The organism is Streptomyces sp. NPDC058459 (assembly GCF_042721685.1).
In the GTDB taxonomy this organism is placed as follows: Bacteria; Actinomycetota; Actinomycetes; order Streptomycetales; family Streptomycetaceae; genus Streptomyces.
In genome coordinates this window covers 1-23,375 of the sequence record NZ_JBHXLV010000068.1, presented here as the reverse complement: position 1 = coordinate 23,375, position 23,375 = coordinate 1, and the positions used below count along the sequence as shown (strand labels likewise).

Genomic DNA, 23,375 nt, shown 5'->3' with positions numbered 1-23,375 from the left:
CCCTAGGCCGTGACGGCTCCCTCCCCGAGGAGGCCGTCGCGGCCTGTTTCCGTCGGTGCGGGTGGCCGGGACGGTGCAGGCGTACGCGCCCGCTGTAGCGCCGTACCGGGCGCAGCGCTCGGGCCCGCCCCGGCGAGGTGGCCGTGGAGGAACGCGGCGGCGAAGGCGTCGCCCGCGCCGTTGGAGTCGACCACCGGGGCCGGCGGGGTCGCCGGCGGGGTCGCCGGCGGGGTCGCCGGCGGGGTCGCCGGCGGGACGTGGGTCAGCTTGCCGTCGGCCAGCAGGTACGCCCCCCCGGCGCCCGCCCTGACCTGCTACTTCGTGAGGTCGGTCAGTTCCCGCCCGGTGTTCGCGGTGACGCGGCGGCGGACGCCGAACCAGCCCGCGACCAGCAGGGCGGCGATCAGCGGGACCAGGTACAGGGTGCGGCGGCCGACCTCGGGGTCGTTCCCCATCATGCCGAGACAGACCAGCAGGAAGGCGATCGTGGCGATCTCCGTGACCGGGCTGGACTTGAGCTGGAAGCGCGGCCGGGTGACCTGGCCCTCGCGGGCCCGGCGGACGTGTCGTACGCGCGCGAAGGACCCGGAGGACGGGCGGTACAGGACCAGCTCGCTCAGCGCCCGGACCACGAAGAAGGCGACTTCTCACATGACCTTCGCGGGTTTCACACTCCTGCTGCGACAGCGATACTGCTCCGACGACGACCGAGGCCGAGGACCCCACCCTCACCATCGGCGAGCTGGCCGCGCGGTCCGGCGTCACCGTGCGCACGGTGCGCTTCTACTGCACCCGCGGCCTCCTCCCGCCGCCGCAGACAGGCCCCCGCCGGGTCGGCAGGTACGGCCGCGAGCACCTGGCCCGCCTCGCGCTGATCGAGGAGCTGCGGCTCCAGGGGATGACCCTCGCGGCGATCGAGCGCTATCTGAGCCGCCTGCCCGCCGACCTCACCGAGCAGGATCTCGCGGTGCACCGGACGGTCGTCTCCTCCTGGGCCCCGGAGGCGGTGGAGTCGGTCGGCCGCGCCGAGCTGGACCGCCGGGCGGGGCGCCGGCTCAGCGACGACGAACGACGCCTGACGGCGATGGACGTACTGGCCGCCGAAGGCGCGGTACCCGGCATCGAGCGCGCCGGCTTCCGTGAGCCTCATCAGGTTCCGGTCTTCCTGGTCCAGCTCCATCGCTTTGTCCCGTCCCTCGTCGGCGTCGGGGGCGTTCGCCTTCAGCGCGAGCTGCCCGGCGGCCGTGACCACCTTCCCGGCCCATGCGCCACGCCGGTCCGACAGCAGCTCGTACGTCACCGGCCCGTAGCGGGCCTCGGTCGCGGTCACCGCCTCGTCAGGGGGTGCTGAGCCCATCACTCGACCTCCGTCCACTCGGGTGATGCCTGCTCGAAGACGTCGCCGGAACGTCAACGAACGTTCAGCGCGCGGCGGGCCGCGTTGATGAGGTTCTGGGCATCGGGGCCGTACACGGCGGACTCTCGCAGGGTGTTCCACGTCCGGAGGTACAGGGCGACGCTGTCGGCGTCGTCGAGCCACAGCTCGGCGTGCCAGTCCTCGACCACGACAAGGCGTTCGTCGTAGACCCAGAAACTGTTGCCCGGCCAGATGTTGAGCGAAGCGCTGAAAGGGACGATGCCAAGCTCAACGGTGTCCAGGCCGATGGCGCCGGCAAGGTGGTGGAGTTGAGCCGCGAGGACCGGCGGCGAGCAGATCAAGGAGCGCAACGCGCCTTCCCACATCATGATCCGGTACTTCCTGCCCGCTTGGTACAGCCCTTCCTGTCGCTGGACGCGTGCGCGCACGGCCTCCTCGGTGTCCCTCGGGGAGCGCATCAGGTCGGCGTGCCGCTTGAAGGTGCACCTGGCGTAGTCCGGCGTCTGGAGCATGCCGGGAATCAGGCAGTTCTCCCAGATGGTGAGAACCCGCGCCCGGTCGTGTTCGGGCGTGACCGCGTCCTGAACAGCTTTGTGGCCTGCGGCCAGTTGGCGACGCCATGAGCGGATGTGGGACTCGAACCCCCGTAGCCTGGCGAGCAGTTCCTCATACGTCTGGGGTTGGCCGGTCCCCTCCGCCCACGCGCGCAAGTCCTCGGTCGTCGCTGTCTGCCGCCCGTTCTCCAGTTTGCTGACCTTGACCTTGGTCCATCCTGGGCCAAGGCGCTCGGCGAGTGCTGTACCGGTGAGCCGACCCCCAGGGGCAGTCAGGCGAAGTTCCCGGAGTCGAATTCCGAGATCTTCGCGCGCCTTCTGATAGTCCGTGCTCACCGGTACTCACCTGCTTTACTCCTCCTTCGCGGTCATACGGCCCACGAAGTCCTTGTACGGGATGGCGTAGTGCACTGCGATGTCACGCAGCCGGTTGTACTGGTTGACGCGCGCCGGTTCCGTGACCAGCTCGGCACCCGTCAGGTGGTCGTCGTCATCGAAGATGCACACGGCGACGATGTGCGAGTCGAAGATCCAGAAGTCTTCGTCCGGCAGGTTGACGCGCTCGGCATCCTCGCGCCACATGTTCCGAACGTCCTCGCCCAGATCGGCGTTGTGCTCGGCGTGTGCGAGAAGATACCGCTGTCCCTCGGTCGGCGGGTTGTCGACGATCCGAACACGGCCGACCACCGCACCGTCCCGCGTCTTGGCGCTGATGGTGCGGGCCCACGGCGAGTTCGTGTCCCATGTCGGGGCCTCCCCCCTCACGAACTGGGCGTACGTGTGCCCGGCCCGATCGACCGCGTACCCACGGCGCATCTCCAGGTGCCACGCGCTGTGCTGGAAGTTCTCGAACAGCCGGGCGAACGTCTCCGGGTCAAGGATGCGCGGTTCGGCGTCGCGGCTCTTCGGCCCGAAGTCGATCAGCGTGTTTTCCTCGTCGATGTGCTGAAGCTGGGCCAGTGCCTCGGGGTCGGTGAGGCGGGGCCCATGCACGATGACCTCGCCCGTATCCAGGTCTTCATGCACCGCGGGGCAGGAACCACCGCCGCTGCCCGTGCCGTTGAAGCGCAGTCGTCGCGCCATGACCAGTTCCTTTCTTCGGGGACTGATCTGCCAAGCATCAAGGAAATCAACGCCCCGCGAACGGGGTTCGGTAGACCTTCATGGATAACATCGCGCAACTTCGGCAGGACAGCAAGAAACTTCGAGTAACTCTTGTCGCGCGCCCCAACTTTCCATCCCTAGCGTCCCGTTCATGGCTGAGAAGAAACCGGATGTCGATCCGTTCACGGCGATGGAGTCCCTGAGAGCGGCACTGCGCGGGGGGAGGGGATCGTCCTCCCCTCGCTCGGGGTCGACTTCGCCTCCCCGGCGTTGAAGCTCGTGGAACTGGGGCGCGTGCGCGCGGACGTGGCCGCACGTCTGGCCGACGCGCTGCGGGAAGGTGGTCGTGTGACGCCGGCCGAGGAGTCCCGGTGACCAAGCCGACCAAGGTGGCCGCCCTACTCAACGCCGGGGACCGGATCGGCTACGAGGGGCAGTGGCGCACGATCAGGGCGACGAGGACCGACATCGGTGCGATGGGCGGTCTGTTCGTGGTCGTGACGTGGGAGGAGGGCGGCACCGAACGCTTCCGCGCCGGGGACGAGCTGCTGCTGGAGCGGTCCGGAGCGGCGTAGGACGTGCGGTGCCCCCGGCGGACCGGGGGCACACACATGTGCCGGAACCTCAGTGGGCGTCCGTGAACGTCTCCCCCCGCTCCGCCTTCTCCACCAGCAGCGCCGGAGGCGTGAAGCGGTCGCCGTACCGTTCCGCCAGCTCCCGCGAGCGGGCTGCGAAGCCCGGCAGGCCGCCCTCGTAGCCGTTGATGTACTGGAGGACGCCGCCGGTCCAGCCGGGGAAGCCGATGCCGAGGATGGAGCCGATGTTGGCGTCGGCGACGGAGGTGAGGACGCCTTCCTCCAGCAGCCGCACGGTGTCCAGGGCCTCGGAGAAGAGCATCCGCTCCTGCATGTCCCGGAAGGGGATCTCGTGGCCCGGCTCGGTGAAGTGTTCGCGCAGGCCCGGCCAGAGGGCGGTGCGCTTGCCGTTCTCGTAGTCGTAGAAGCCGGCGCCGCCGCTGCGGCCGGGGCGGCCGAACTCGTCGACCAGGCGGTCCACGACCTGGTCGGCGGGGTGCGGGGTCCAGGTGCCGCCCGCCTCCTCCACGGCCCGCCGGGTCTCGGCGCGGATCTTGCGCGGGAGGGTGAGGGTCAGCTCGTCCATCAGGGAGAGGACCTTCGCCGGGTAGCCCGCCTGGGCAGCCGCCTGCTCCACGGAGGCCGGCTCGATGCCTTCGCCGACCATGGCGACGCCCTCGTTGATGAAGTGGCCGATCACCCGTGAGGTGAAGAAGCCGCGCGAGTCGTTGACCACGATCGGTGTCTTGTTGATCTGCCGGACCAGGTCGAAGGCGCGGGCCAGCGCCTCGTCCCCGGTGCGCCCGCCCTTGATGATCTCGACCAGCGGCATCTTGTCGACCGGCGAGAAGAAGTGCAGCCCGATGAAGTCACCCTGCCGCTCGACCCCCTCCGCCAGCGCGGTGATGGGCAGCGTGGAGGTGTTGGAGCAGAGCAGCGCGTCGGGCTCGACCACGGACTGGATCTCCTGGAACACCTTGTGCTTGAGCGCGGTGTCCTCGAAGACCGCCTCGATCACCGCGTCGCAGCCCGCGAGGGCGGCCGCGTCGGCGGCCGGGGTGATCCGGGCCAGCAGGGCGTCGGCCTTCTCCTGGCTGGTGCGGCCCTTGGCGACGGCCTTGGCGCACAGCTTCTCGGAGTAGCCCTTGCCCTTGGCGGCCGCCTCCAGTGAGACGTCCTTGAGGACCACCTCCAGCCCGGCGCGGGCGCAGGAGTAGGCGATGCCCGCGCCCATCATGCCCGCGCCGAGCACGGCGACCTTGCGGACCTTGCGCGGCTCGACGCCCTTCGGCCGGCTGACGCCCGAGTTGACGGCCTGGAGGTCGAAGAAGAACGCCTGGATCATGTTCTTCGCGGTCTGCCCGGCCGCCAGCTCCACGAAGTAGCGCGCCTCGATGACCTGCGCGGTCTCGAAGTCGACCTGGGCGCCCTCGACGGCGGCGGCCAGGATGTTGCGCGGCGCCGGGTAGGGCGCGCCGCCGGTCTGCTTGCGCAGCGAGGCCGGGAAGGCGGGCAGGTTGGCGGCGAACTTCGGGTTGGCCGGGGTGCCGCCGGGGATCTTGTAGCCGGGCTGGTCCCAGGGCTGCCTGGACTCCGGGTTGGCGTCGATGAAGGCGCGGGCCTTCGCGGTCAGCTCCTCCGGCGTCTCCGCCACCTCGTGCACGAGGCCGTTGCCGAGGGCGCGGCGCGGGTTGTACTGGGTGCCCTGGAGCAGCACCTTCAGCAGCGCGTCGGTGATACCGAGCAGCCGGACGGTACGGGCGACGCCGCCACCGCCGGGGAGCAGGCCGAGGGTGACCTCGGGACAGCCGATGCGCGAGCCGGGGGCGTCCAGCGCGATCCGGTGGTGGCAGGCGAGGGCGATCTCGAAGCCGCCGCCGAGGGCCGCGCCGTTGATGGCGGCGACGACCGGGACACCCAGGGTCTCGATGCGGCGCAGGTTCCGCTTGATGGCGAGGCCGCCGTCGAAGAGGTTCTGGGCGGTCTCGGGGGTGACCCGGATCAGGTCGCGCAGGTCGCCGCCCGCGAAGAAGGTCTTCTTGGCGGAGGTGAGGATGACGCCCCGGACCGAGTCCTTCTCGGTCTCCAGCCGGTCGGTGATCACGGCGAGGGAGTCGCGGAACGCCTGGTTCATGGTGTTCGCGGACTGGTCCGGGTCGTCGAGGACGAGGGTGACGACACCGGTGTCGTCCTGCTCCCAGCGGATGGTGGTGCTCTCGGTCATGACAGTCGTCTCCGTAGAAGTCGCTTGGTGCCGCTGATTCCGCTGATTCCGCCGGGAGTTCAGACGCGTTCGATGATCGTGGCGATGCCCATGCCGCCGCCGACGCACAGCGTGGCCAGGCCGTACCGCTTGTCCTGGCGCTCCAGTTCGTCCACGAGGGTGCCGAGGATCATCGCGCCGGTGGCGCCGAGGGGGTGACCGAGCGCGATGGCGCCGCCGTTGACGTTGACCTTGTCCAGGGACAGGCCCATGTCCTTGGCGAAGCGCAGGACGACGGCGGCGAACGCCTCGTTGATCTCGACCAGGTCGATGTCGTCGATGGTCAGCCCGGCCCTGGCGAGCGCCTTGCGGGTGGCGGGGGCGGGGCCGGTGAGCATGATGGTGGGCTCGGAGCCGGAGACGGCGGCGGAGACGATCCGGGCGCGCGGGGTCAGTCCGTACCGCTCCCCCACTTCGCGGGAGCCGATGGCGACCAGGGAGGCGCCGTCCACGATGCCGGAGGAGTTGCCCGCGTGGTGGACGTGGTCGATCTTCTCCACCCAGTGGTACTTCTGCAGCGCTACCGCGTCGAACCCGCCCAGTTCGCCGATGTCGGCGAAGGACGGCTTGAGGCCGGCGAGGGAGTCGGCGGTGGTGCCGGGGCGGGGGTGCTCGTCGTGGTCGAGGACGGTGAGGCCGGCGCGGTCCTTGACCGGGACCACCGAGCGCTCGAAGCGGCCCTCCTTCCAGGCGGTGGCGGCGCGCTCCTGGGACAGGGCGGCGTACTCGTCGACGTCGCGGCGGCTGAAGCCCTCGATGGTGGCGATGAGGTCGGCGCTGATGCCCTGCGGGACGAAGTTGGTGGCGAGGTTGGTCATCGGGTCGTTGAACCAGGCGCCGCCGTCCGAGGCCATCGGCACCCGGGACATCGACTCGACACCGCCCGCCAGCACCAGGTCCTCCCAGCCGGAGCGGACCTTGGCCGCGGCCATGTTGACGGCTTCCAGACCCGAGGCGCAGAAGCGGTTCTCCTGTACGCCCGCCACGGTGTCCGGCAGGCCCGCGGCCACGGCGGCGATCCGGGCGATGTCGGAGCCCTGGTCGCCCACGGGGCCGACGACGCCGAGCACGATGTCGTCGACGGCGGCCGGGTCCAGGCCGGGGAAGCGGGCACGGATCTCGTGGATCAGGCCGACGACCAGGTCGACCGGCTTGGTGCCGTGCAGGGCGCCGTTGGCCTTGCCTCGGCCGCGCGGGGTGCGGATCGCGTCGTAGACGAACGCTTCGGTGGTCACTGGTGTGCCTTTCGGAGGATGGGCGGGGCGGTCAGCCGGTGGCCTGCGGGAGGTCCCAGTCGCGGGCCACGTCCTCGGCGCCGGTGCCGGGCAGCGCGGGGCCGGTGCGGACGGCGGTCGGGGTGGCGGAGAAGCGCGGGGCGGGGGCGGGCTGCACCAGCCCATCGTGCTCGGTGAAGGTGGCGCGGGCGGCCAGGTGGGGGTGGTGCGGGGCCTCGCGCAGGCTCAGTACGGGCGCCACGCAGGCGTCGGTGCCCTCGAAACGTGCCGTCCACTCGGCGCGGGTACGGGACTTGAAGCGGGCCGCGACGCTTTCACGCAGGTCGGGCCAGCGGGCCGGGTCGTGGTGGGCGTCGGCCAGGCCGTCGAGGCCGAGGAGGCGGAGGAACTCGGCGTAGAAGCGGGCCTCCAGGGCGCCGACCGCCATGTACCGGCCGTCGGCGGTCTCGTAGGTGCCGTAGTAGGGGCAGCCGCCGTCCAGGAGGTTGGCGGCGCGGCGGTCCTGCCAGGCGCCCGCGGCGAGCATGCCGTGGATCATCGCGGAGAGGTGGGCGGTGCCGTCCACGATCGCGGCGTCCACCACCTGGCCGGTGCCGGTGGCGCGGGCGTGGTGCAGGGCGGCGAGGACGCCCACGACGAGGTAGAGGGAGCCGCCCGCGAAGTCGCCGAGCAGGTTGGCGGGCAGCGCCGGGGGTTCGCCGGGGCGGCCGATCATGCCGAGGGTGCCGGTGACGGCGATATATCCCACGTCGTGCCCCGCGCGGGCGGCGAGCGGGCCGTCCTGGCCCCAGCCGGTCATCCGGCCGTAGACCAGCCGGGGGTTGCGGGCGTGGCAGTCGGCGGGGCCGACGCCGAGGCGCTCGGCGACGCCGGGGCGGTAGCCCTCGATCAGGATGTCGGCGCGCTCTGCGAAGTCGAGCACGCGCGCCACGCCGTCCGGGTCCTTGAGGTCGACCACGACGGAGCGCTTGTTGCGGTTGGTGACGTCGTGCGCGGGGTCGATGCCCAGGCCGGGCCCGCCGGGGCGGTCCACCCGGACGACGTCCGCGCCCAGGTCGGCCAGGAGCATCGCGGCGAAGGGGCCGGGACCGATCCCGGCCAGCTCCACCACCCGCACGCCGTCCAGCGGGCCCCGCTCCGGCGTCGTTGCCGTCGTCATGCCGTCATGCCCCCAAGCGCGTGTGACACAAACGATGTAACACCGGTGATGCCAGGAACAGCGTCCACCGGGCACAAGACCGAACGAGCGGGCGCTCAGCGAAGTGCCCCGGTGCGCCCCGATTCCACGGTTCACACCTGTGGGGCGCCCGTCGGGCCCCGTACCGCTCACGCTAGCCTCGGCCCCCGACAACTGCGCGGGCCGCACCGGCTGCACGGTCAAGGAGTGTCATGAGCAGGCTGAAATTGACCGACCGTCCCTACGACATCGTGCTGTTCGGAGCGACCGGCTTCGTCGGCACGCTGACGGCGGAGTATCTCGCCGCGCACGCCCCCGAGGGCCTGCGCTGGGCCGTCGCGGGCCGGGACCCCGCCCGGCTGGAGGCGCTGCGCGAACGGCTCCCCGGCGGCTCGGCCATCGGAGTGCTCCGGGCCGACGTGAGCGAGCCCGCCACCCTGCGGGGGCTCACCGGACAGGCTCGCGTGGTGGCCACGACCGTCGGCCCGTACATCACCTACGGCGAGGAACTCGTCGCCGCCTGCGCCGACAGCGGTACGGACTACCTCGACCTGACCGGCGAGCCCGAGTTCGTGGACCTGATGTTCCTGCGGCACGACGCGCGCGCCCGCGAGACCGGCGCCCGGCTGGTGCACGCCTGCGGCTTCGACTCCGTACCGCACGACCTGGGCGCCTGGTTCACGGTGCGGCAGCTGCCCGAGGGGGTGCCGCTGCGGGTGGACGGGTTCGTCTCGGTGGACGCCTCCCTCTCCGGCGGCACGCTCGCCTCCGCGCTGAACCAGTTCGCGCGCGCCGGCAGCATGTGGGCGGCGGCCCGCGACCGGGCCCGGCACGAACCGCGCCTGCCGGCCCGCCGGGTCTCGGCCCCCACGGGCGCGCCCCGGTTCGCCGGGGAGATCGGTGCCTGGGCGCTGCCGCTGCCCACCATCGACCCGCAGATCGTGCGCCGCTCGGCGAGGTCCCTGGACCGCTACGGCCCCGACTTCCGCTACCGCCACTACGCGGCGGTCGAACACCTCCCGGTCGCGGCGGCCGGGCTCGCGGGCGTGGGCGCCCTCGCGGTGGCGGCCCAGCTCGCCCCGGTACGCGCCTGGTTCTCCGGCCGGCTCCAGCCGGGCGAGGGACCCGGCGCCGAGAAGCGCGCCCGTAGCTGGTTCCGCGTCCGCTTCGTCGGCGAGGGCGGCGGCCGGCGCGTCTTCACCGAGGTCACGGGCGGCGACCCGGGCTACGGGGAGACGGCGAAGATGTTCGCGGAGGCGGCCCTGTCCCTGGCGACGGACGCCCTGCCCGGACGCTCCGGCCAGCTCACTCCGGCGACCGCGATGGGGGACGCGCTGCTGGAGCGGCTGCGGACGGCGGGGATCGGGTTCCGGGTCGTGGCGGAGCGGAGCGCGCGGCCCGGCGGGGAAGGGTGACCTGAACCGGTGCCGGCGACCGCGTCCGGGAGCCGGCCAGTGGGAGCGGCCGACGATGTCAGTGCCCCCGCGTACGGTCTGAACATGGTCCATCACCGCGGGCGCGTCCCTGTGAACGTCCGCGAGGCGTACGGGGGATGACGGAGGGGGCTCAGTTCTCCGCCGCCTCCCGCAGCGCCCGGCGGCACAGCGCGTCGGCCCGGCGGGTCGTCTCCGGGAGGCGGTAGCGCGGGGTGAGTGCGAGGGTGTGGGCGATCGCGTTGTCCAGCGTGACGCGGTGGCCCACCGAGACGTAGACCGGCTTGACCCCGCTCCGGGTGCGCAGCGCCACGCCCACCTCCTCGCCCTCCTCCGCGAGCAGCGGGGCGGTGCTGCCGCGGGCCGGGGCCGGGGCGGGGTGGGTGAAGGTGAAGGGGTTCTTGGCGACACCCAGCGTGGGCAGGCCGGTCAGGACACCCAGGTGGCTGGCGAGGCCGAAGCGGCGGGGGTGGGCCAGGCCGTAGCCGTCGCAGACGACCAGGCCGGGCGGGCAGGGCAGCGCCTCCAGGGCCGCGCACACGGCGGGCACCTCGCGGAAGGCGAGCAGGCCGGGGACGTAGGGGAAGGCGACGCGGCCCACGGCCGTCGACTCCGCGACCACCTCCAGCGTCGCCGCGTCCAGGACGACGGCCGCCGCCGCGACCAGGTCACGTGCGTCGTCGTAGGCCACGTCGACGCCGGTGACGTGGCCGGTACCGGGCGGCGGCCCGGTCTCGTCGCGGACGACCCGGCCGCGCAGCGCGTCCTGGACGGCGCGGGCCTCCTCCTCGGTCGCGGGCCGGCCTGCGGGAACCTGTGCGGAGATCATGGTGCCCCGGACGATACGGGGCTCCGGGGTAGGCTCGCGATCATGTTCGTACTGGAGCTGACGTACACCGCCCCGCTCGACGCCGTCGACGCCGCCCTGACCGCCCATGTGGCCTGGCTGGACGAGCAGTACGACAAGGGGCTGTTCCTTGCTTCCGGGCGGAAGAATCCCCGCGACGGCGGGGTGATCCTGGCCGTCGCGGGGAGCCGGGCGGAGATCGAGGCGGTCGTAGCGGACGATCCGTTCGTCACGGCCGGGGTGTGCGGGTACCGCGTCACCGAGTTCACCGCCACGAAGACGGCACCCGGCCTTGAACGGTACCGGCAGAGCGCGGACTGAGCCCGCCCCGGCTCACTTCCTCTCGCCCAGCGCGCGCCGCAGCTGCTCCTTGTTCATGTCGGAGCGCCCGTGGATGCCGCGCTGCCGCGCCTCGTTGTACAGCTGGTCGTAGGTCGGGCCCTGCGGGCCCTTGCCCGAGCGCAGGCCGCCGCGCCGCCCGGAAGAGATGTCCTCGGTCGAGGAACGGCTGGCCGTCTTCGCCTCCCCGGCGCGGGCGCGCTCCTTGTTCACGGTGCGCGTGGCGATCTCCTCGGCGCGGTCCTCGCTCGCGCCCCGCTCCAGCTCGCTCTCCTTGATGTGCTCGTACTGCCGCTCGCGCCTGGGGCTGGAACCGGCTGGCATGCTCGCTCCCTTCGCCGTCCTGCGGACCGTCGCAGGCTGTCCGTTACGGACGCGAGTACCCGGATTCAGGCCTGTTTCGCACCCCGGAATCGTGACCGAGGTCACTGCGGGGTGGTGGGCACGGAACGGAGGCTTCCGTCGTCTCTCCCGGTGTCGGGCCGCCACCCGCGCCCGAGCAGTGTCCGGCCGTCCCGAGGGAGCACAGGCTTTGTCCACAGTGATCGAGGCAATCGTGGAGGCACGTCTCGTCGCCGCCGCGCCGCGCATGCCGAGCATTCCCGCCGCGCTGCACTACGACCGGCGCGACCCGTACGCCGTCCGGATGACCTTCCCCGCCCCGGCCACTCTGGCGGGCGAGGAGGTGTGCTGGACGTTCTCCCGCGAGTTGCTCTCCGCCGGGCTGCATGAGCCGCAGGGGCAGGGGGACGTACGCGTGCGGCCGTACGGCTACGACCGGACGGTGCTGGAGTTCCACGCGCCGGAGGGAACCGCGGTGGTGCATGTGCGCTCCGGGGAGATCCGGCGTTTCCTGCGGGCGGCCGGCGAGCTGGTGCCGGTGGGTCTGGAGCACCTCCAGGTCGATCTGGACCACGGTCTGGCCGAGCTGATGCGGGACTTCGGCTGAACGGACCCGCCGGTCACGGTCCCGCCCCGGTCCCGCGTCAATCGCGTTGACAGGCTTCACGGCAGTTCGTAGCGTGTGCCTCGGTTCTGCTGCCGTCGAACAGGAGAAGGACGTTGCTCGTCTGAGGTCATGAGACACCGCGTTCACACCGGTTGAGGTGTGCGTGGCGTTCGACCTCGGCGTACGAGCCGTCCCTCAGGCACAGGGCCCTTTTTGCCGGCCTTGACCGCCTCCAGGCTTCCGGTCTCCGCCCCGCGGTGTCTCGTCAGCTCCCCGACCAGACCGCACCCGGCAACCGTGAGGCCCGTATGTCATCACCCGCTGCTTCTCTCTCCGCCACCTCCCTGACCTTCGCCTGGCCCGACGGCACCCCCGTCCTGGACGGCCTCGACGTCTCCTTCGGCCCCGGCCGCACCGGGCTGGTCGGCGCCAACGGCTCGGGCAAGTCGACCCTGCTGAAACTGTTCTCCGGCGCACTCGTCCCGACCGACGGCGCCATCAGGGTGTCCGGCGAGGTCGGCCTGCTCCCGCAGAACGTCACCCTGGACACCGTCCTCCGCGTCGACCAGGCCCTCGGCATCGCCGCCGAACGGGCCGCGCTGCACGCCATCGAGGCGGGCGACGCCTCCGAGGAGCACTTCGCGACCCTCGACGAGGACTGGGACGTGGAGGACCGCGCCCTGGTCACCCTCGGCGAACTCGGCCTCGGCCACATCGGCCTGGACCGTACCGTCGGCGAGGTCTCCGGCGGTGAGTCGGTGCTGCTCCGGCTGGCCGCGCTGCTGCTGCGCCGCCCCGACGTGCTGCTGCTGGACGAGCCCACCAACAACCTGGACCTGTATGCCCGCCGCCGCCTGTACGCGGCCGTGGCGGGCTGGCCGGGCGTGCTCGTCGTGGTCAGCCACGACCGCGAGCTGCTGGACCTGGTCGACCAGATCGCCGACCTGCGCGCCGGCGGGGTCGCCTGGTACGGCGGCAACTACTCCGCCTACGAGGAGGCCCTCGCCGTCGAACAGGAGGCGGCCGAGCGGACGGTGCGCGCGGCCGAGGCCGACGTCCGCAAGCAGCGCCGGGAACTCACCGACGCCCATATGAAGCTGGCCCGCCGCAAGCGGTACGGCCAGAAGATGTACGACACCAAGCGCGAGCCGAAGATCGTGATGGGGGCCCGCAGACGCGCCGCCCAGGAGTCCGCGGGCAAGCACCGCATCCTGCACGAGGAGCGGCTCGCCGAGGCCAGGGAGCGGCTGGACGAGGCGGTGGAGGCGGTCCGGGACGACGACGAGATCCGCGTCGACCTGCCGTACACCGCCGTGCCGCCGGGCCGGCAGGTGCTCACGCTGGAGAAGCTCCGGACGGTCCACGGGCCGCGCGTCGCGGGCCTGCTGGACCTGCGGGGCCCGGAGCGGATCGCGCTCGTCGGCCGCAACGGCGCCGGGAAGACGACCTTGCTGCGGACGATCGCCGGGGAGCTGCCCCCGCTGGCCGGACTGGCCGAGGCGCACGTCCCGCTGCGGTTCCTCCCCCAGCGGCTGGACGTGCTGGACGACGCCGCGACGGTCGCGGAGAACGTGGCCCGGTTCGCGCCGGGTGCCACCCCCAACCGCGTCCGGGCCCGGCTGGCCCGCTTCCTCTTCCGGGGCAAGCGCGCGGATCAGCCCGCCGGCACCCTCTCCGGCGGCGAGCGCTTCCGGGCCGCGCTGGCCGCGCTGCTGCTGGCCGAACCCGCCCCGCAGTTGCTGCTGCTGGACGAGCCGACCAACAACCTGGACATGGCGAGCGTGCGCCGGCTGACCTCGGCGCTGGAGTCGTACGAGGGCGCGCTGATCGTCGCCGGGCACGATCTGCCGTTCCTGGACTCGATCGGGATCACCCGCTGGCTGCTGGTGGCCGACGGCGTGGTGCGGGACGCGACCCGGGAGGAGATCGGCTAGCCGGGGAGCCATACGGCCGTACGGCTCGGTGATCCTTACGCCGCCCTTAACCTACGGCTTCGTAACCTACGGACACGTAGGCTACGAAGCCGTAGGTTCATGGTGCCGTCCTGTGGGACGGTATGCCCCTGAATCTCGTCTTTTCTCCGCTCGGCCGTTTTCTGGAGTTCCCCTTGACGATCACCTCCCCTCCCCTCGGCAGCCCGTCCGCCTGGACCGACGCGCGCCTGCTGTTCGCGCTGGAAGAGGTGGTCGAGCAGGAGCTGAACCGGCATCTGAAGGTCGCCAAGGACTGGATGCCGCACGAGTACGTGCCGTGGAGCGACGGGCGCAACTTCCCCGGCCTCTTCGAGGACGGCGAGGCGTGGGGCAAGGAGCAGTCCAAGGTCACCGAGATCGGCCGGGTCGCGCTGGTCGTCAACCTGCTGACCGAGGACAACCTGCCGAGCTACCACCACGAGATCGCCTCGCTCTTCGGCCGGGACGGCGCCTGGGGCACCTGGGTGCACCGCTGGACCGCCGAGGAGGGCCGGCACGGCATCGTGATGCGTGACTATCTGCTCGCCTCCCGCGCGGTCGACCCCGACGCGCTGGAGCGGTTCCGGATGTCGCACATGAGCGAGGGCTTCGAGTCCGACAACCGGCACTCGATGCTGCACTCGGTGGCCTACGTCGCCTTCCAGGAGCTGGCCACCCGGATCTCGCACCGCAACACCGGCCACCAGTCGGGCGACCCGGTCTGCGACCGCATGCTGGCCCGCATCGCCACCGACGAGAACCTGCACATGGTCTTCTACCGGAACCTGCTGGGGGCCGCGTTCGAGATCGCGCCCGACCTGACCATGCAGGCGGTCCGCGACGTCGTGGTCGGCTTCCGCATGCCGGGCCACGGCATCCCGGGCTTCGAGCGCGCCGCCGCGCAGATGGCCATAGGGGAGGTCTACAACCTCCGTATCCACCACGACGACGTGCTCCAGCCGGTGCTGCGCTTCCTGAAGGTCATGGAGATCGACGGCCTGGGCCCGGAGGGGCTGCGGGCCCAGGAGGAACTGGGTGTGTTCATGGGCGGGCTGGACTCGGAGGCCGCCAAGTTCGACGAGCGGCTGGCCGCCCGCAAGGCACGCATGGCCGCACGCGCGGCCGGCTGACGAGGCGGCTGCCGTGCGGCCCGCGCGCTCAGCGGGCCGAACGGCGCAGGGCGAGCCGTTCGCGTTCGGACAGGCCGCCCCAGACGCCGAAGCGTTCATCGTGGGTGAGGGCGTGGTCGAGGCAGGCGGGACGGATCTCGCACCGTGCGCAGATACGTTTCGCCTCGCGCACCGAACTGCCGGGCTCGGGGAAGAAGAACTCCGCCCCGGTCTGCGCGCACAGGGCCTGGCCCTGCCAGGCGGAGTCGGCCGGGGTGATCGTCTCGTCAGGCATGGCCAGGATCGTGCCGCAGGCGGAAAAACGTTTGATCAACGCCGTGCCTGTCAGGGCCGCGTGTGGGCCGTCCCGCTGATCCTTCGCCCGGACACGCCCGCGCGCGGCGGCGCGCGGGGTGATCTTCCCCGGCCGGTGCCAGACTCGACGCATGCTCACCACCCGTTTCCCTGACGGCGCCGCGAACTGGATCGACCTCGGCTCCCCCGATCTGGCGGCGAGCCTCGCCTTCTACGGCGGCCTCTTCGGCTGGCAGCCCGTGCCGGCCGGCCCGGAGACGGGCGGCTACACCCTCCTCCAGCTCGACGGCCGTACGGTCGCCGGTGCGATGGCGCTCGACCCGGAGCGGGGCCGGGCGGGCTGGACGGTGTACTTCCGCAGCGCGGACGCGCCGGGTACGGCGGAGGCGGCCGGGGCGGCGCACGGCACGGTGGTGTTCCCGCCGACCGAGCTGCGGGGCCTGGGCCGGGTGGCGGGCCTGAAGGACCCGGCCGGGGCGGCTTTCCGGGTCTGGCAGCCGGACCCGGTCGAGGGTCTGGACGCGGCGACCGAGCCGGGCGCCCTGTGCTGGGTCGAGCTGCACACCCCGGACGTGGCGGCGGCCGCCGCCTTCTACCACCGGGTCCTCGGCGTTCAGACCGCCGGCGTCGACTTCCCCGGCGGCGTCTACACCTCGCTGTACCCGGCGGACGCCGGCGAGGAGGCCACGTTCGGCGGCATCGTCTCCACCTTCGGGGACCTCGTCGGCACCACCCCCGAGTGGCTCCCCTACTTCGGCGCCGCCGACGCCGACGCCGTGGTGGACCGGGCGGAGGAACTCGGCGGCTCGGTCCGTCTGCCCGCGACCGGCGTCCCCGGTGTGGGCCGCCTGGCCCGCCTCGCCGACCCGCACGGGTACGAGTTCGCGGTGATCAAGGGCGACCCGGCGCAGGACACCTAGGCGGACGCCCGGCGGACGATGGTGGTCGGGAGGATGACGCCGCCCGCGGGGCCGCCGGTCAGGAGGAGGCGGGCCATGACGCGGCCCATTCCCTCTATGTCCTGGCGGACCGTGGTGAGCGGCGGGTCGGTCTGTTCGGCGACCGGGGCCATGTCGTCGAAGCCGATCACCGCGACGTCCTCGGGGACCCGGCGCCCGTGGGCGCGCAGGACGCGCAGCGCGCCGAGGGCGGTGAGGTCGTTGGCGGCGAAGACCGCGTCGACGTCGGGGCGGCGGGCGAGGAGTTCGCGCATGGCGTGTTCACCGCCGGCCGGGGTGAAGTCGCTCTCCACGACCAGAGCGGGGTCGGCGTCCCCCATCACGTCGCGGTAGCCGTCCAGGCGGTCCACGGCGGAGGTCTGGTCCAGGGCGCCGGTGATGTGCGCGATCCGGGTCCGGCCGAGGCCGGCCAGGTGCCGTACCGCCTCGCGGGCGCCGCCCCGGTTGTCGCTGTCGACGTAGACCGCGCCGCCGGTGTCCCCGTCGTCCCAGCCTGGGCGGCCGCCGAAGACGGTGCGGACGCCGGCGTCGCGGATCAGGCCGGGCAGCGGGTCGTCCAGGTGGAGGGAGAAGACCAGGGCGCCGTCCACGTGGCCGCCGGCGAGGTAGCGGGCGACGCGGGCGTGGTCGTCGCGGCCCTCGGTGAGGAGCAGGACCAACTGGTTGTCGTGGACGGTCAGTTCCTTGCTGATGCCGCGCAGCTGGGCGGCGAAGAAGGGGTCCGCGAAGACCCGGGTGCCGGGTTCGGCGATGACGACCGCCACGGCGTCGTGCCGCTTGGTGACCAGGCTTCGGGCGGCCTGGTTGGGGACGTAGCCGAGTTCGTCGACCGCCTGGCGGACGCGGGTGACGAGCGAGTCGCGTACGCCGTCGCCGCCGTTGACGACGCGGGAGACGGTGGCGCGGGACACCCCGGCCCGTGCGGCCACCGCCTCCAGCGTGGGGCGCGACACTGCCTCGGTCACTTCGGGCTCCTCATCGGCGGCTGTGATCAGGATAGCCGCGGGGCCCGGCGGCCTCCGGAGGTCAGGACGGCGTCTTGTCCTCGCGGGCCCGGCTGGGCTGCACCCGCTTGGGTTCGCCGGGCATCTTGGGGTACTCCGGCGGATACGGCAGATCGCCGAGACCGTGTTCGGCCTCGTCGCGGCGGGCGAGGTCCAGCAGGGCGTCGAGGGAGTAGGCGTGGTCGTCCATGCCGGCGTGCGCGTCGCCGAGTTCGGCGAACCGGCGCGGCATGGTGACGATGTCGAAGTCGCGTGGGCGGGCGTCGGCGACCTCGTCCCAGCGCAGCGGCGCGGAGACGGTGGCGTCGGGCAGCGGGCGGATGGAGTAGGCGGAGGCGATGGTGCGGTCCCTGGCCGTCTGGTTGTAGTCCAGGAAGATACGTTCGCCGCGTTCCTCCTTCCACCACTTCACCGTCACGTGCTCGGGCATCCGGCGGGCCAGTTCGCGGCCGACGGCGATGGCCGCGCGCCGTACCTGGGTGAAGGTCCAGCGGGGTTCGATGGGCACGAAGACGTGCAGGCCACGGCCGCCGGAGGTCTTGGGCCAGCCGCGCAGGCCGCCGAACTCGTCCAGGACGGCCCGGAGTTCGAAGGCGGCGCGGACCGCGTCCTCGTAACCGGTGCCGGGCTGCGGGTCGAGGTCGAGGCGGAGTTCGTCGGGGTGGTCGACGTCGGCGCGGCGTACCGGCCAGGGGTGGAAGGTGAGCGTGCCGTACTGGGCGGCCCACACCGCCGCCCCCTCCTCGGTGGGGCACATCTCGTCGGCGCTGCGGCCGCTGGGGAAGGTGATGTGGGCGGTGGGAATCCAGGACGGCATGTTCTTGGGGGCGCGCTTCTGGTAGAACCACTCCCCCTCCAGGCCCTCCGGGTAGCGCTGGAGGGTGGTGGGCCGGTCGCGCAGGGCGCGCAGCACTCCGGGGCCGACCGCCGCGTAGTACTGGGCGATGTCGAGCTTGGTGTAGCCGTGCGCGGGGAAGAACACCCGCTCCGGATGCGTCAGCCGTACGGTCCGGCCGCCCACCTGAAGTTCCACCGCGTCGCCCATGCGGCCACCGTAGGCGTACCCCGCGCGGCCCGCACACCGGGCGCCGGCGGGTGGGGGCGCGCAGAATCGGCGTATGGACCTGCCGGTGATGCCGCCCGTGAAGCCGATGCTCGCCAAGTCGGTAGCGAAGATCCCGCCCGGCATGCACTACGAGGCGAAGTGGGACGGCTTCCGGGCGATCGTGTTCCGCGACGGCGCCGAAGTGGAGCTGGGCAGTCGCACCGGCAAGCCGCTGACCAGGTACTTTCCCGAGCTGGTCGCGGCCCTGAAGGAGCGGTTGCCCGAGCGGTGCGTGGTGGACGGGGAGATCGTGATCGCGCGGGACGGGCATCTGGACTTCGACGCGCTGACCGAGCGCATCCATCCGGCGGACTCACGGGTGCGGACGCTGGCCGAGCGGACCCCGGCGTCCTTCGTCGCCTTCGACCTGCTGGCGCTGGACGACCACTCCTTGCTGGACGTCCCCCTGACCGGCCGGCGGGCGCTGCTGGACCGGGCACTGGCCGGGGTGAGCCCGCCGGTGCATCTGGCGCCCGCGACGACCGACCAGGCGGAGGCGCAGCGCTGGTTCGAGCAGTACGAGGGCGCGGGTCTCGACGGGGTGGTCGCCAAGCCGCTCACCGTGCCCTATCTCCAGGACGAGCGGGCCATGTTCAAGGTCAAGCACGAACGGACGGCGGACGTGGTGGTCGCCGGGTACCGCCTGCACAAGAGCGGCCCGGTGGTGGGCTCGCTGCTGCTCGGGCTGCACGACGCCGCGGGCGCGCTCCAGCACGTGGGGGTGGCGGCCGCGTTCTCGATGAAGCGGCGCGCGGAGCTGGTGGACGAACTGGCGCCGCTCCGGATGGACGACGTGCGCGGGCATCCGTGGGCGCGCTGGGCGGAGGAGGCGGCCCATGAGACGGCCCGGCTGCCGGGGGCGCCGAGCCGCTGGTCGGGCAAGAAGGACCTGTCCTGGGTGCCGCTGCGCCCGGAGCGGGTCGCGGAGGTGGCGTACGAGCACATGGAGAACGGCCGCCGCTTCCGGCACACCGCCCGCTTCCGCCGCTGGCGCCCGGACCGCACCCCGGGGAGCTGTACGTTCGCCCAGCTGGAGGAGCCGGTCCGCTACGACCTGGCGGAGATCCTGGGCGGCGCGCCCGGGGCGTGAGTCCCCTTCAGCCGCCGAGTCGGTCGAGCTCGCGGCTCGCATGGTCCACGAGTCCGTCCGCGCCGCATGCCTGGGCCAGGTCGAGGCCGCGGGTGAGTTCGGCCCGCGAGCGGGCGAGGACGCCGTGTTCGACGCGGGCGGCGGCGTGCTCGTACTGGCAGGGGGACGCCTCCAGATAGGCGACGGCCTGGGCGGCGAGGCGTTCCGCGCGCGGCCCGGTCTCCAGGGCGGCGGCGCAGCGCAGGGCCTCTCCTATGGCGGTGTCCGTGCCGAACCGCTCGGCCTGGCGGCGGGCGTCGGTGACCAGGGCGCGGGCCCGCTCCGGGTCGTGCACGGCGAGCGCACGGGCCAGGTCGACGGCCCACGGGGCGAGACCCGGGTTGTGGCCGCCCCGGGAGGCGGCGGCCTTCTCGGCGGCCTCCAGCTCGTTGACGCCTTCCCCGGTGCGGCCCACGGCGAGCAGCAGCCGTCCGCGTACGGAACGGATGTCGGGGAGCACGATGGTGGACGGGTAGGGCGGGGCGAAGCCGTACTGCTCGGCGACGGACCACGCCTGGGTGACATGGCCCCGGGCGAGCAGGGTGTCGACGAGTCCGCAGGTCGCCGACCAGTACAGCGGCAGGCGCCGGCCGACGCGCTCGGCCAGCCGGAGCGCCTCGCGCAGCGCGGCCTCGGCGTCCCGGAGCCTGCCCTGGCGGCGGTAGGCGAGGCCGAGATAGGCGTTGGCCAGGGAGAGGTGGCCGCCGTGCCAGCCGGCGCGGGTGTAGGCGCGCAGGGCCTCGGAGAAGAGGCTCTCGGCGCGGTCGAGGCGGTCCGCGTGGGCGTAGGCGCTGCCGAGCATCATCAGCAGCTCGACGCCCCACTCGTCGTCGGTCCAGCCGAGGCCGGGTGCGAGGCGGCCGTTGACCAGGGCGCGGTCGCACACCTCGACCACCTGCTCGGCGTTCTCGCCGTGGGTCATGGCGTCGAAGCCGCGCAGGATCAGCAGGGCCCGCTCGGAGTTGTCGCGGCCCGCGCAGGTGGCGGCGAGTTCGGCGAGGCGGCGGGAGCGTTCCGGGGACACCGTCTCGCCGTGCACGGCCTCCCAGGTGAACTGCACTGCCTGGAGCCGCATCCGGACCGGGCCCGGCTCGTGCCGGCTGACCTCGGCCTCGATGGTGCGGACGGCCTCCTCCGACTGGTCGTTGTGGAGCAGGGCCTGGGAGAGCCGGATGGAGGCGTCGACGCGCTGGGCGCTGTCGAGTCCGGGGCCGGCGAGGGCGTCCCGCAGATGCTCGACGGTGAGCGCGGGCGCCGACAGCAGCCTGGCGCGGCCGAGTTCGTACAGCACCTGGGCCCGGACATAGGGCAACGGGGGTTCTTCCAGGGCGCGTTCGAGACAGGCGCAGGCGGCGTCGGGGGCGCCGACGGCGAGGTGTTCACGGGCGGCCTCGCGCAGTTGCTCCACCAGGCTCTCGTCGCCCTCGGGGTGCACCTTCAGCAGATGCCGGGCGGCCTCGGCGGCACTGCGTCCGGTCTCGGTGACGATGTTCGCTGCGATGCCGTGCATGGCGGTGCGCATCCCGTCCGGGATGGAGTCGTAGACGGCGGAGGCGATCAGCGGGTGCACGAACTCCAGTGTGACTTCCTGGAGTTGCGCCGAGGTCGGGTCGGGGTCGACCTCGGCGAGGATACGGGCGCCGCAGAGCAGCTCGGCGCAGCGGGCCGCGGTGCCGGAGTCCAACATGGCGAGCCGGGCGACGAGGGCGACCGGGCTGCCGGTGCCGAGGATGGCGGCCGCCCAGGCGAACTTGGTGGGTTCGATGCCGAGTTCGCGCAGCCGGCTGACGAGTCCGCCGCCGCGCGCGGAGCGGTTGAGGTCGCGCAGTTCGGCGGCGCGGTCCTCCACGGGGTGGAGTTCGCGGTCGCGGACCTTGGCGAGGAGTTCCACGGTGTCGTAGGCGTTGCCGCCGGTGACGGCCCAGACCTCGCGGCAGAACGGGTCGTCGGCCTGCGGGCCGACCGTGGCGCGGGTGAGGCCGGCGGTGGCCTGCGGGGTGAGCGCGCTGAGGTTGCTGACGGGGCGGCCCGCGGCGGCGATCTCGTCCAGGTGGCGGGCGCTGTCGCCGTGGGCCTCGCCGGGCCTGCGGGCGACCACGACGAGCACGGGCAGGTCGGCCAGGCGCCGGGCGAAGGCGGCGAGCCAGCGCAACGTCTCCAGGTCGGCCCAGTGGGCGTCGTCGACCAGGAGGACCAGTGGGTAGGCGTGGGAGGCGAGGCGGCTCACCGCGTACACGAGTCCGTCGCACACGTAGCTCGGGTCGGGGCTGCCCTCGCCGGGTTCCACTATGCCGAGGGCGGGGGCGGAGATGTCGTACCAGGAGGCGAGGCGGTCGCGGGTCTCGTCCGGGGTGAGGCCGGCCAGCGCGGGCTGGAGGAGCTGTCGCAGGACGTGGAACGGGACGGACTTCAGGGTCTCTCCCGCCCGCGCCGACCAGACCACGCAGCCGCGCCGTTCGGCGATGCGGCGTATCTCGGCGAGCAGTGCGGTCTTGCCGAGTCCGGCCTCGCCCCGGAAGAGGAGGAGGCTGCCTGCGGACGTCCGGTCGGCGCACAGCAGCTCGATCGCGTCGGTGACGGTGGCGATCTCCGCTTCCCGCTCCCACAGGTAGCCCGAGGCGACCGCCTGTGGCCGTCCCTCCGTCATCCCGTTACCTCCACAGGTAGTCCGAACGGCGTACGAAGCACGAGCGTAGCCGCCCGGATGGGCCATTGGCGCCCGCTCCGGACAGGTGTTGCCCCGCGGGGTGAGCCGGGTTCCGGCCCGGCTGACGAACACCCCGCCCGACCGGCCGGTTTGTGCCCTTGGTCAGGTCAACTCGGTTCAGCAGAACACTTATTGACCAGGATTTGGATAAACTCGCCCAGCCGCTGGAGACGTCGCCACGCCCTCCAGCGGGCGGGTGCTCTCATCCAGCTTTCACCGACTCCTCATACGGTATGCCCATGACGCAGGTGACTCCTCCCGGCTGGTATCCCGACCCCGGACAGACGCACGACGCTCCGCCCACCGAGCGCTGGTGGGACGGCAACGCCTGGACGGCCGAGGTCCGTCCCACCGGGACGGCGCGGTCCGCTCCCCCGGTGTACGGGCCCCCGCCCGCCTACCCCCCGCACGCCTGGGCGGGGTATCCCGCCCAGCCCCCGGCCGGGTCCCGGCGCGGACTGCGCACCGGCATAGCCGTCGCGGCGGCGGCCGCGGTGCTGGCGTGCGTCGGGGTAGGTGTGTACGCGCTGGCCGAGAGCCCCGGCAGGGGCGACCGCGCCGACTCGCGCCCCGGCCAGGGGCAGGAGCGCCGCCCGCAGGGGCCGGCCGACCCCCGGAAGTCGCCGTCCCCCGCGCCGTCCCCCGCGCCGTCGGTGGCGCCCGAGGTGCGCGGCGGCGGGACCCTGCACGACCCGGTCAACGGGATCAGCATGCCGGTGCCCGAGGGCTGGACGGGCAAGGCGTTCGCCATCGGCGCGCAGGTGACCTCGGACAAGTCCTACAAGTGCCCCGGCGACACCTCCAAGAACTGCACGGCGGGCGGCGCGTACTCGGCGCCGGCCCGCGCGCTGGGCACCCGCGGCGACACGGCCGAGGCGGTCGCCAAGGCGGATGTCGCGGCGGGCGCGGAGGAGTCGTACGGCGGCGATTCGTACGGCGGCATCACCTCGCACCAGGTGCTGGCGTCGCGCGCGGTGACGGTGGCCGGGCAGAAGGGGTATCTGGTGCGCTGGAAGGCGGTCACCAGCAAGGGCGCGGACGGCTATGTGGAGTCGGCCGCGTTCCCGTCTCCCGCCGATCCCAGCCGCATGCTGGTGGTGCGCTTCGGGCTGGACGTGGGGCAGTCCACGAGGGTGATGGACGAGATCCTCAAGGGCATCGAGGTGTCCTCCGGCGGCGGGAACGGCCAGGACGTCTGAGTACCGGCCCCCGAGGAAGTACGGGCCGGGCGGGTGCCCCTC

At 72.7% G+C, this 23,375-nt stretch carries 20 protein-coding genes and 4 pseudogenes; 11 read left to right on the top strand and 13 right to left on the bottom strand.

Annotation, left to right across the window (positions count from 1 at the left end; genetic code table 11):
• Nucleotides 1–2: 2 nt before the first annotated feature.
• Both ACFWN1_RS15490 and ACFWN1_RS15485 read right to left on the bottom strand, forming a co-directional pair.
• Nucleotides 3–305, bottom strand: a pseudogene (locus tag ACFWN1_RS15490) (PfkB family carbohydrate kinase); the annotation flags it as partial.
• 9 nt (nt 306–314) lie between these two features.
• Nucleotides 315–563 (bottom strand): annotated as a pseudogene (locus tag ACFWN1_RS15485) (L-asparagine permease); the annotation flags it as partial.
• A gap of 170 nt (nt 564–733) precedes the next feature.
• On the opposite strand from ACFWN1_RS15485, the pseudogene ACFWN1_RS15480 reads away from it, so the two are divergent.
• Nucleotides 734–1,108: pseudogene (locus ACFWN1_RS15480) on the top strand (MerR family transcriptional regulator); the annotation flags it as partial.
• 302 nt (nt 1,109–1,410) lie between these two features.
• On the opposite strand, the gene ACFWN1_RS15475 reads toward ACFWN1_RS15480, so the two are convergent.
• Both ACFWN1_RS15475 and ACFWN1_RS15470 read right to left on the bottom strand, forming a co-directional pair.
• The gene (locus tag ACFWN1_RS15475) at nt 1,411–2,268 is read right to left on the bottom strand and encodes a helix-turn-helix domain-containing protein (protein ID WP_384361822.1); all 858 of its coding nucleotides are present in this window, start codon (nt 2,266–2,268) and stop codon (nt 1,411–1,413) included.
• Between the two features lie 15 nt (nt 2,269–2,283).
• Nucleotides 2,284–3,015 (bottom strand): DUF6879 family protein, encoded by a 732-nt coding sequence (locus tag ACFWN1_RS15470; protein ID WP_384361820.1) that lies wholly within the window; start codon nt 3,013–3,015, stop codon nt 2,284–2,286.
• A 172-nt stretch (nt 3,016–3,187) separates the two neighbouring features.
• Here ACFWN1_RS15470 and ACFWN1_RS15465 point away from each other — a divergent pair.
• Together ACFWN1_RS15465 and ACFWN1_RS15460 are read left to right on the top strand one after the other, a co-directional pair.
• A pseudogene (locus ACFWN1_RS15465) lies at nt 3,188–3,411 on the top strand (hypothetical protein).
• Nucleotides 3,408–3,611 (top strand): hypothetical protein, encoded by a 204-nt coding sequence (locus ACFWN1_RS15460; RefSeq protein WP_384361818.1) that lies wholly within the window; start codon nt 3,408–3,410, stop codon nt 3,609–3,611. Before ACFWN1_RS15465 ends, ACFWN1_RS15460 begins: the two are co-directional and overlap by 4 nt.
• A gap of 49 nt (nt 3,612–3,660) precedes the next feature.
• Here the strand turns inward: ACFWN1_RS15460 and ACFWN1_RS15455 are convergent, their stop codons facing one another.
• The 3 genes from ACFWN1_RS15455 to ACFWN1_RS15445 are packed head-to-tail and all read right to left on the bottom strand — an operon-like array spanning nt 3,661 to nt 8,268.
• Nucleotides 3,661–5,835: a 3-hydroxyacyl-CoA dehydrogenase NAD-binding domain-containing protein gene (locus ACFWN1_RS15455; RefSeq protein ID WP_384361816.1), complete on the bottom strand. Its 2,175-nt coding sequence runs from the start codon at nt 5,833–5,835 to the stop codon at nt 3,661–3,663.
• 59 nt (nt 5,836–5,894) lie between these two features.
• Nucleotides 5,895–7,109, bottom strand: a complete 1,215-nt coding sequence (locus ACFWN1_RS15450) for an acetyl-CoA C-acetyltransferase (protein WP_384361813.1) — start codon at nt 7,107–7,109, stop codon at nt 5,895–5,897.
• Nucleotides 7,110–7,140: 31 nt separating this feature from the next.
• The gene (locus ACFWN1_RS15445; protein WP_384361811.1) at nt 7,141–8,268 is read right to left on the bottom strand and encodes a CaiB/BaiF CoA transferase family protein; all 1,128 of its coding nucleotides are present in this window, start codon (nt 8,266–8,268) and stop codon (nt 7,141–7,143) included.
• 230 nt (nt 8,269–8,498) lie between these two features.
• Here ACFWN1_RS15445 and ACFWN1_RS15440 point away from each other — a divergent pair, with 230 nt between their 5' ends.
• Nucleotides 8,499–9,701 carry a saccharopine dehydrogenase family protein gene (locus ACFWN1_RS15440; protein WP_384361807.1) on the top strand — a complete coding sequence of 401 codons (1,203 nt, stop codon included), beginning with the start codon at nt 8,499–8,501 and terminating at the stop codon, nt 9,699–9,701.
• 151 nt (nt 9,702–9,852) lie between these two features.
• Here the strand turns inward: ACFWN1_RS15440 and ACFWN1_RS15435 are convergent, their stop codons facing one another.
• Nucleotides 9,853–10,548 (bottom strand): endonuclease V, encoded by a 696-nt coding sequence (locus ACFWN1_RS15435; protein ID WP_384361804.1) that lies wholly within the window; start codon nt 10,546–10,548, stop codon nt 9,853–9,855.
• Between the two features lie 42 nt (nt 10,549–10,590).
• On the opposite strand from ACFWN1_RS15435, the gene ACFWN1_RS15430 reads away from it, so the two are divergent.
• Nucleotides 10,591–10,887, top strand: a complete 297-nt coding sequence (locus ACFWN1_RS15430) for a YciI family protein (RefSeq protein WP_384361801.1) — start codon at nt 10,591–10,593, stop codon at nt 10,885–10,887.
• Between the two features lie 12 nt (nt 10,888–10,899).
• Here ACFWN1_RS15430 and ACFWN1_RS15425 read toward each other — a convergent pair whose 3' ends face one another.
• Nucleotides 10,900–11,229, bottom strand: a complete 330-nt coding sequence (locus ACFWN1_RS15425) for a plasmid stabilization protein (RefSeq protein ID WP_384361798.1) — start codon at nt 11,227–11,229, stop codon at nt 10,900–10,902.
• A gap of 208 nt (nt 11,230–11,437) precedes the next feature.
• Here ACFWN1_RS15425 and ACFWN1_RS15420 point away from each other — a divergent pair, with 208 nt between their 5' ends.
• From ACFWN1_RS15420 to ACFWN1_RS15410, 3 genes are all read left to right on the top strand, one after another.
• Nucleotides 11,438–11,854, top strand: a complete 417-nt coding sequence (locus tag ACFWN1_RS15420; RefSeq protein WP_384361795.1) for an SsgA family sporulation/cell division regulator — start codon at nt 11,438–11,440, stop codon at nt 11,852–11,854.
• A 308-nt stretch (nt 11,855–12,162) separates the two neighbouring features.
• Nucleotides 12,163–13,788 (top strand): ABC-F family ATP-binding cassette domain-containing protein, encoded by a 1,626-nt coding sequence (locus ACFWN1_RS15415; RefSeq protein ID WP_384361792.1) that lies wholly within the window; start codon nt 12,163–12,165, stop codon nt 13,786–13,788.
• A 173-nt stretch (nt 13,789–13,961) separates the two neighbouring features.
• Nucleotides 13,962–14,936, top strand: coding sequence for an acyl-ACP desaturase (locus ACFWN1_RS15410; protein WP_384361789.1), 975 nt, complete (start codon nt 13,962–13,964; stop codon nt 14,934–14,936).
• Nucleotides 14,937–14,964: 28 nt separating this feature from the next.
• Here the strand turns inward: ACFWN1_RS15410 and ACFWN1_RS15405 are convergent, their stop codons facing one another.
• Complete coding sequence (locus ACFWN1_RS15405) at nt 14,965–15,210, bottom strand: WhiB family transcriptional regulator (protein ID WP_384361786.1); 246 nt, start codon at nt 15,208–15,210, stop codon at nt 14,965–14,967.
• A 151-nt stretch (nt 15,211–15,361) separates the two neighbouring features.
• On the opposite strand from ACFWN1_RS15405, the gene ACFWN1_RS15400 reads away from it, so the two are divergent.
• Nucleotides 15,362–16,150 carry a VOC family protein gene (locus tag ACFWN1_RS15400; protein WP_384361783.1) on the top strand — a complete coding sequence of 263 codons (789 nt, stop codon included), beginning with the start codon at nt 15,362–15,364 and terminating at the stop codon, nt 16,148–16,150.
• On the opposite strand, the gene ACFWN1_RS15395 is transcribed toward ACFWN1_RS15400, so the two are convergent.
• Nucleotides 16,147–17,154, bottom strand: coding sequence for a LacI family DNA-binding transcriptional regulator (locus tag ACFWN1_RS15395; protein WP_384361780.1), 1,008 nt, complete (start codon nt 17,152–17,154; stop codon nt 16,147–16,149). The genes ACFWN1_RS15400 and ACFWN1_RS15395 overlap by 4 nt on opposite strands.
• Before the next feature lie 61 nt (nt 17,155–17,215).
• Nucleotides 17,216–18,238 (bottom strand): non-homologous end-joining DNA ligase, encoded by a 1,023-nt coding sequence (ligD, locus tag ACFWN1_RS15390; RefSeq protein WP_384361777.1) that lies wholly within the window; start codon nt 18,236–18,238, stop codon nt 17,216–17,218.
• A 73-nt stretch (nt 18,239–18,311) separates the two neighbouring features.
• On the opposite strand from ligD, the gene ACFWN1_RS15385 reads away from it, so the two are divergent.
• Nucleotides 18,312–19,388 carry an ATP-dependent DNA ligase gene (locus tag ACFWN1_RS15385; RefSeq protein ID WP_384361774.1) on the top strand — a complete coding sequence of 359 codons (1,077 nt, stop codon included), beginning with the start codon at nt 18,312–18,314 and terminating at the stop codon, nt 19,386–19,388.
• 7 nt (nt 19,389–19,395) lie between these two features.
• Here the strand turns inward: ACFWN1_RS15385 and ACFWN1_RS15380 are convergent, their stop codons facing one another.
• Complete coding sequence (locus ACFWN1_RS15380) at nt 19,396–22,074, bottom strand: ATP-binding protein (RefSeq protein ID WP_384361771.1); 2,679 nt, start codon at nt 22,072–22,074, stop codon at nt 19,396–19,398.
• Between the two features lie 299 nt (nt 22,075–22,373).
• On the opposite strand from ACFWN1_RS15380, the gene ACFWN1_RS15375 reads away from it, so the two are divergent.
• Nucleotides 22,374–23,333 (top strand): DUF2510 domain-containing protein, encoded by a 960-nt coding sequence (locus ACFWN1_RS15375; protein WP_384361768.1) that lies wholly within the window; start codon nt 22,374–22,376, stop codon nt 23,331–23,333.
• The last annotated feature ends 42 nt before the right edge of the window (nt 23,334–23,375 follow it).